Origin of the sequence: Pseudomonas sp. EA_65y_Pfl1_P113 (assembly GCF_963970525.1) — a bacterium.
GTDB lineage: Bacteria > Pseudomonadota > Gammaproteobacteria > Pseudomonadales > Pseudomonadaceae > Aquipseudomonas > Aquipseudomonas tritici.
The window spans coordinates 42,635-49,831 of sequence record NZ_CAXAQM010000037.1 but is presented as its reverse complement, the minus strand read 5'-3'; the positions used below and the strand labels follow the sequence as shown (position 1 = coordinate 49,831).

The window sequence follows — 7,197 nt, the reverse complement described above, 5'->3', positions numbered from 1 at the left end:
AGCGTTACACGCTGCTGTCAACACCTCTTTTTCTCCGCTTTCGACCGAGAGGATCGAAACGTTAATAGAGCCAAACAACACCGCCCTACCAACTCCTTCTGGGCTTCGATCAACTGAAGCAACTCGCTGTCGAATTTCGCATAACTCTTTGTTTACCAAAGAGTTTTCCGTTTCGACTGCGCCGGAAGTGGGGCGAATTATAGACTTCCAGAATCTGCCGTCAACCCTTAATTTTGCTTTTTATATCAATTAGTTAGGATTGATCAAAAAACCACCAGAAAGGCCACGATAACGCCCTCTATATAGAGGGGAAGACTCAGATAACACCCCGCCCCCTCAGGGCAGCCACGCTGGCCACACCCAATCCCAGCACATCCTGCAGCACTTTCGCCGTATGCTCCCCTAATAGAGGAGGCGCACTCCGGTACTCCACAGGGGTCTTGGACAACCGTATCGGACTGGCAACCTGAGGCACCATCCCCGCCAGCGCATGGGGCAACGCCATCGCCAACCCGCGCGCTTTGACCTGTGGATCGGCAAACACTTGAGCCAGGTCATTGATAGGCCCGCAAGGCACACCGACCCGCCCCAACTGTGACACCCACTCAGCCGTCGTCTTAAACACCGTAGCTTGGCGAATCAACGGAATCAGCTCTGCACGATTGGCCACTCGCACCTTATTAGTAGAGAAACGCGGATCATCCGCCCACTGAGGCTGCCCAGCCACCTCAGCAAACTTACGAAACTGTCCGTCATTACCCACCGTCAGGATGAAGTCACCATCGGCCGTGGGAAAATCCTGATAAGGCACAATATTCGGGTGAGCATTGCCCAAGCGCTTAGGCGCCTCCCCTGTTGTCAGGTAATTCATCGCCTGGTTAGCCAGGCAAGCCACCTGCACATCCAGTAACGCCATATCAATATGCTGCCCGCCACCGTCATGGTCCCGATGAGCCAGCGCCGCCAGTATCGCTACGGTCGAGTAAAGCCCCGTAAGAATGTCAGTCAGGGCCACGCCAACCTTCACCGGCCCAGCACCGTCATCACCCTCGGGCCTGCCCGTCAGACTCATAAGCCCGCCCAGCCCCTGAATCATGAAGTCATAGCCAGCACGCGCCGCATAAGGCCCCGTCTGACCAAAGCCGGTAATTGAGCAGTAGATCAACTCCGGATTGATCTCCTTGAGCGACTCATAATCCAGCCCATACGCCGCAAGACCACCCACCTTGAAGTTCTCGATGAGGATGTCCGACTTGGCCGCCAAGTCGCGCACCAGTGCCTGCCCCTCCGGCCGCGTGAAATCGATAGTCACGGACTGCTTATTGCGATTGGCCGACAGGTAATACGCCGCCTCACTGGTGTTCTCGCCATAGGCATCTTTAAGGAAGGGCGGCCCCCACGCACGCGTGTCGTCGCCATTGCCCGGCCGCTCGACCTTAATTACCTCTGCCCCAAGGTCCGCCAGGATTTGCCCGGACCAGGGACCCGCCAGTACTCGCGATAAATCCAGTACCCGCAGATGCGAAAGCGCGCCCATGCCGTACTCCCGTTAATAGAAAGCCTGAAGACCGGTTTGCGCACGCCCTAAGATCAGTGCATGCACGTCATGAGTGCCTTCATAGGTGTTCACCACCTCGAGGTTGACCAAATGGCGCGCCACCCCGAACTCATCGGAAATACCGTTGCCACCCAACATATCCCGCGCCATACGCGCGATATCCAGCGACTTGCCACACGAGTTGCGCTTCATGATCGAAGTAATCTCCACCGCTGCAGTGCCTTCATCCTTCATACGACCCAAGCGCAGGCAGCCTTGCAGGGCCAGAGTGATCTCGGTCTGCATATCGGCCAGTTTCTTCTGGATCAATTGAGTCGCCGCCAATGGACGACCGAATTGCTGACGATCCAGAGTGTATTGGCGAGCGGTGTGCCAGCAGAACTCTGCGGCGCCCAAAGCCCCCCAAGAGATGCCATAGCGGGCAGAGTTAAGGCAGGTGAAAGGCCCTTTCAAACCACGCACATCCGGAAAAATGTTCTCTTCGGGCACGAATACGTTCTCCATGACGATTTCACCCGTAATGGAGGCGCGCAACCCGACCTTGCCGTGAATCGCCGGGGCGCTCAGACCTTTCCAGCCTTTCTCCAGGACAAAACCACGAATATCACCGGCATCGTCCTTGCCCCAGACCACAAATACATCCGCGATCGGGCTATTGGTGATCCACATCTTCGCGCCGGTCAGGCTGTAGCCGCCGTCTACCTTACGAGCACGGGTAATCATCGCGCCCGGGTCGGAACCATGGTCGGGCTCTGTCAGGCCAAAACAGCCGATCCATTCGCCAGAGGCCAACTTCGGCAGGTACTTCTGTTTCTGCGCCTCAGTGCCAAACTCGTTGATAGGCACCATCACCAGTGACGACTGCACACTCATCATCGAACGGTAGCCCGAGTCGACACGCTCCACCTCACGCGCAATCAACCCATAGCAGACATAGTTCAAACCGCTGCCACCGTACTGCTCGGGAATCATCGCACCGAGCAGCCCGGTCTCACCCATCTCGCGAAAAATTGCCGGGTCGGTCTTTTCATGGCGAAAGGCTTCGAGCACACGCGGTGCCAGCTTGTCCTGGGCGAATTGCTCAGCACTGTCGCGCACCATGCGCTCTTCTTCGGTGAGCTGTTGATCCAGCAGCAGCGGATCGATCCAGTTGAAGCTTGCCTTACTAGCCATGAATAAGTCCTCGCGGAGAAAATCGGAAGTCGTGTAATGAGCCTAGGCCCCCCAGGCGCACAGGGCAAACGAGGTTTCCGCATAGGGTTGTGCTAATTTGTCACTTCGTAACGACCAAGAAAGGCCCATCAGCGCTTTATGAGTGAGGACACGGTATATGCGCAGGAAAATTCCCAGCACCACCGCCCTGGTCAGTTTTGAAGCAGCAGCCCGCCACGAAAGCTTCACCAAGGCCGCACACGAGCTTTCGATCACTCAAGGCGCCATCTGTCGACAGATTGCCAGCCTTGAGGAGTTTTTGAGTGTCGAGCTGTTTCGGCGCTCACGGCGCGGGGTCAAGCTGACGGAAGCAGGGCTTTCCTACAGCCGTCGCGTTGCCACACAGTTGGACGCAGTGGAGCGCGATACGCTTTCGGTAATGGGACAGCAGGGCGCCAACGTCATTGAGCTGGCCGTGGTCCCGACGTTTGGCACTCAATGGTTAATACCTCGCCTAAAGGACTTTCAACGCCAGCACCCTGAAGCCACCGTCAACCTGACCAACCGCACGCGCCCCTTTCTGTTTGCCGATACCGAATTCGACGCCGCCATCTACTTCGGCGATGCCGACTGGTCCGGCACTGAATCCCATCGATTGATGGGTGAGAACCCTGTCCCCGTGTGCAGCCCACGACTTTTGGCTAGCCGCACGCAGCTCAACGCTCAGGAGATTGCAGAGCTGCCGCTCCTGCAGCAGACCACTCGACCCTACGCGTGGCGCCAGTGGTTCAGCGCCCAACAACTGAACATCCCCCGCGACATGACAGGCCCCCGTTACGAGCTATTCTCGATGTTGTCCCAGGCAGCCATGCACGACATGGGAATCGCGCTGATCCCGCCGTTCCTCATCCAGCGCGAGCTGGAGGAGGGCCAACTGGTGATTGCAAACCCCCAGACACTGACCTGCTCAAAGGCTTACTACCTGATGATTCCTGAGAGAAAAGTTGAATCTGCCTCACTGCACGCATTCAGAGACTGGTTGATCGACCAATCGCAGCGCTACAGCCCCAATATCTAAAGGCTAAAACTGAATTGCTGACTCTGTAGTCAATTAATTTTTAAGCCTACAGATGTACATATATGTCGCATTTCAACAGACTGTATCTGTCAATCAAAAATCAGGCTAAAAGCCATGATCTACATGGCTTGTAGCGACTATCACAAGCCAATAACCGACTATTCACACGAACCATTGCAAAACACCGCAAAAACACCTGAAACGCTTTAACCCCATGTATTAGAAGCATTTATTTCGGCTTGTTGCGACAATCAGTCACAGGGTGACTTGTAGTTAATTTTTCGTCACGCGTCATAATCCCTTGAAGGCCGTAAAGTTCGCCTGCAAAATGCCGCGCCCCGCTTTCATTTCAGCGGGATCGTGCTGATCGGCCGCCCCAGCTGCGCCACTCGCGGTGCACTGGCCTTTTTACAAAAAGATCAAAAGCAAAAAGATCATGCAGGAGATTTGACGTGCACATTGGTGTTCCTCTCGAAACCCAGACCGGTGAAACGCGGGTGGCTGCCACCCCGGAAACCATCAAGAAGCTGATCGGCCAGGGCCATAAGGTCACTGTACAAAGCGGAGCAGGCATTAACGCCAGCGTCCCCGACAGTGCCTATGAAACGGCAGGCGCAACCATTGGCGGCGCCAGCGATGCGTTTGGCGCGGCGCTTATTCTCAAGGTGGTTGCCCCCAGCGACAGCGAACTTGCGCTGATCAAAAGCGGCACCGTGTTGGTGGGCATGCTAAATCCGTTCAGCAACGAAACTATCGCCAAACTTGCCGAACGCGGCATCACCGCCTTCGCACTCGAAGCCGCGCCGCGCACCTCGCGGGCCCAGAGCCTAGACGTGCTGTCTTCCCAGGCCAACATCGCCGGCTATAAAGCTGTGCTGCTCGCCGCGCATCACTATCCGCGCTTCATGCCGATGCTGATGACCGCCGCAGGCACCGTGAAAGCGGCGCGCGTGCTGATACTCGGTGCTGGCGTGGCAGGCTTGCAGGCCATCGCCACGGCGAAACGCCTGGGTGCGGTGATCGAAGCGTCTGACGTACGCCCGGCCGTGAAGGAGCAGATTGAGTCCCTCGGCGCGAAGTTCGTCGATGTGCCCTACGAAACCGATGAAGAGCGCGAATGCGCCATCGGTGTCGGTGGTTACGCCCGTCCAATGCCGACCAGCTGGATGCAGCGTCAGGCCCTGGCCGTGCACGAGCGCGCCAAGCAGGCCGACATCGTCATCACCACTGCGTTGATTCCTGGCCGCAAGGCACCGACGCTGCTGAGCGCCGAGACCGTCGCGCAAATGAAGCCTGGCTCTGTGGTCATCGACCTCGCCGCCGCCCAGGGCGGCAACTGCCCGCTGACTATCGCCGATCAAGTGGTGGTCGAGAACGGCGTGATCATTTGCGGCCCGACTAATCTGGCCGGTGCCGTAGCCGCCGATGCATCTGCTTTATATGCACGCAACCTGCTGGACTTCCTGAAGCTGGTCTTCAACAAGGAAGGGCAGTTTGAACTCAACCTCGAAGACGACATCGTCGCCGCGTGCCTGATGTGCCGCGACGGCCAAGTCATCCGCAAAAACGCCTAAGCAGGGATTCAGACGATGGAAGAGCTTATCTCCCCCGGTATCTACAACCTGATCATCTTTGTGCTGGCGATTTATGTCGGTTACCACGTGGTCTGGAACGTTACCCCCGCGCTGCACACGCCTTTGATGGCGGTGACCAACGCCATTTCCGCAATCGTGATCGTCGGCGCCATGCTGGCCGCTGCGCTAACCGTGACACCGCTGGGCAAGACCATGGGCACCCTGGCGGTGGCCCTTGCGGCGGTAAACGTGTTTGGCGGCTTCCTGGTGACCCGCAGGATGCTTGAGATGTTCAAGAAGAAAGCCCCGAAAGTAAAAGAAGAGGCGCCATCGTCATGAGCATGAATCTCGTCACGACGCTCTACTTGATCGCGTCGATCTGCTTTATCCAAGCTTTAAAAGGCCTATCCCATCCAACCACATCCCGACGCGGCAACCTGTTCGGCATGCTCGGCATGGCGCTGGCGGTACTCACCACGGTAGGCCTCATCTATAAGCTCGGCGCTGAACTTGCTACTGCCGGCATCGGCTACGTGATTGTCGGCTTGTTGATCGGCGGCACTGCCGGCTCGATCATGGCCAAGCGCGTTGAGATGACCAAGATGCCGGAGCTGGTCGCGTTCATGCACAGCATGATCGGCCTGGCAGCGGTGTTCATCGCGATTGCTGCGGTGGTTGAGCCGCAATCCTTGGGTATCGTCAAACACCTGGGTGACGCGATTCCTGCCGGTAACCGCCTGGAGCTGTTTCTCGGTGCCGCCATCGGTGCCATCACCTTTTCCGGCTCGGTGATCGCATTTGGCAAGCTGTCGGGTAAGTACAAGTTCCGCCTGTTCCAGGGCGCCCCCGTACAGTTCGGCGGTCAGCACAAGCTTAACCTGGTGCTCGGCCTCGCAACGCTGGGCCTGGGCATGGCGTTCATGTTCACCGGCAACCTCACCGCGTTCTCGCTGATGCTGGCCCTGGCCTTCGTGCTTGGCGTGCTGATCATCATCCCAATCGGCGGCGCCGACATGCCGGTGGTGGTGTCGATGCTCAACAGTTACTCCGGCTGGGCGGCGGCGGGTATTGGCTTCTCGCTGAATAACTCGATGCTGATCATCGCCGGATCCCTGGTGGGCTCGAGCGGCGCGATCCTGTCGTACATCATGTGCAAGGCGATGAACCGCTCCTTCTTTAATGTACTGCTCGGCGGTTTCGGCAATGCGCCGGATGCCGGCGCGGCGGCGGGCTCTAAAGAAGCACGCCCGGTGAAGTCCGGCTCGGCCGACGACGCGACCTTCCTGCTGACCAACGCCGACACCGTGATCATCGTGCCAGGCTATGGCCTTGCAGTGGCTCGGGCGCAACACGCGCTCAAGGAACTGACGGAGAAGCTGACTCACCGAGGCGTCACCGTGAAGTACGCGATCCACCCGGTGGCGGGGCGCATGCCAGGCCACATGAACGTACTGCTGGCCGAAGCAGAAGTGCCTTACGACCAAGTGTTTGAGATGGAAGACATCAACTCCGAGTTCGGCCAGGCCGACGTGGTGCTGGTGCTGGGCGCAAACGACGTGGTCAACCCGGCCGCCAAGAATGACCCGAACTCGCCGATTGCCGGCATGCCCATTCTCGAAGCCTTCAAGGCCAAGACCATCATCGTCAATAAGCGCTCAATGGCCAGCGGTTATGCCGGCCTGGATAACGAGCTGTTCTACCTGGACAAGACCATGATGGTCTTCGGCGACGCCAAGAAGGTCATCGAAGACATGGTCAAAGCCGTCGAGTAACACTGCTTCAGCGCAACACTCGAAACCCCGGCCTGCTGTAGGCTGGGGTTTTTTATGACTGCA

At 57.7% G+C, this 7,197-nt stretch carries 7 protein-coding genes; 5 read left to right on the top strand and 2 right to left on the bottom strand.

Annotated elements, in window-relative coordinates; all coding sequences use genetic code 11:
- The coding region (locus tag AACY52_RS24195; protein ID WP_339560853.1) for a hypothetical protein at nt 1-253 on the top strand (253 nt) is incomplete at its 5' end.
- Between the two features lie 63 nt (nt 254-316).
- On the opposite strand, the gene AACY52_RS24190 is transcribed toward AACY52_RS24195, so the two are convergent.
- Both AACY52_RS24190 and AACY52_RS24185 read right to left on the bottom strand, forming a co-directional pair.
- Complete coding sequence (locus AACY52_RS24190) at nt 317-1,537, bottom strand: CaiB/BaiF CoA-transferase family protein (RefSeq protein ID WP_339419129.1); 1,221 nt, start codon at nt 1,535-1,537, stop codon at nt 317-319.
- A 12-nt stretch (nt 1,538-1,549) separates the two neighbouring features.
- Nucleotides 1,550-2,731: an acyl-CoA dehydrogenase gene (locus AACY52_RS24185; protein ID WP_339419130.1), complete on the bottom strand. Its 1,182-nt coding sequence runs from the start codon at nt 2,729-2,731 to the stop codon at nt 1,550-1,552.
- Nucleotides 2,732-2,888: 157 nt separating this feature from the next.
- On the opposite strand from AACY52_RS24185, the gene AACY52_RS24180 reads away from it, so the two are divergent.
- From AACY52_RS24180 to AACY52_RS24165, 4 genes are all read left to right on the top strand, one after another.
- Complete coding sequence (locus AACY52_RS24180) at nt 2,889-3,788, top strand: LysR family transcriptional regulator (RefSeq protein WP_339419131.1); 900 nt, start codon at nt 2,889-2,891, stop codon at nt 3,786-3,788.
- A 452-nt stretch (nt 3,789-4,240) separates the two neighbouring features.
- Nucleotides 4,241-5,362: a Re/Si-specific NAD(P)(+) transhydrogenase subunit alpha gene (locus AACY52_RS24175; RefSeq protein ID WP_339419133.1), complete on the top strand. Its 1,122-nt coding sequence runs from the start codon at nt 4,241-4,243 to the stop codon at nt 5,360-5,362.
- 15 nt (nt 5,363-5,377) lie between these two features.
- Nucleotides 5,378-5,701, top strand: coding sequence for an NAD(P) transhydrogenase subunit alpha (locus AACY52_RS24170; RefSeq protein WP_003170836.1), 324 nt, complete (start codon nt 5,378-5,380; stop codon nt 5,699-5,701).
- Nucleotides 5,698-7,134: an NAD(P)(+) transhydrogenase (Re/Si-specific) subunit beta gene (locus AACY52_RS24165; protein WP_339419135.1), complete on the top strand. Its 1,437-nt coding sequence runs from the start codon at nt 5,698-5,700 to the stop codon at nt 7,132-7,134. Before AACY52_RS24170 ends, AACY52_RS24165 begins: the two co-directional genes overlap by 4 nt.
- Nucleotides 7,135-7,197 lie beyond the last annotated feature (63 nt).

What these genes read in the sequence shown, in the direction of transcription:
- AACY52_RS24190 (WP_339419129.1), bottom strand. Translation starts at nt 1,537, where the DNA reads ATGGGCGCGCTTTCGCATCTGCGGGTACTGGATTTATCGCGAGTACTG.
- AACY52_RS24185 (WP_339419130.1), bottom strand. Translation starts at nt 2,731, where the DNA reads ATGGCTAGTAAGGCAAGCTTCAACTGGATCGATCCGCTGCTGCTGGAT.
- AACY52_RS24180 (WP_339419131.1), top strand. Translation starts at nt 2,889, where the DNA reads ATGCGCAGGAAAATTCCCAGCACCACCGCCCTGGTCAGTTTTGAAGCA.
- AACY52_RS24170 (WP_003170836.1), top strand. Translation starts at nt 5,378, where the DNA reads ATGGAAGAGCTTATCTCCCCCGGTATCTACAACCTGATCATCTTTGTG.
- AACY52_RS24165 (WP_339419135.1), top strand. Translation starts at nt 5,698, where the DNA reads ATGAGCATGAATCTCGTCACGACGCTCTACTTGATCGCGTCGATCTGC.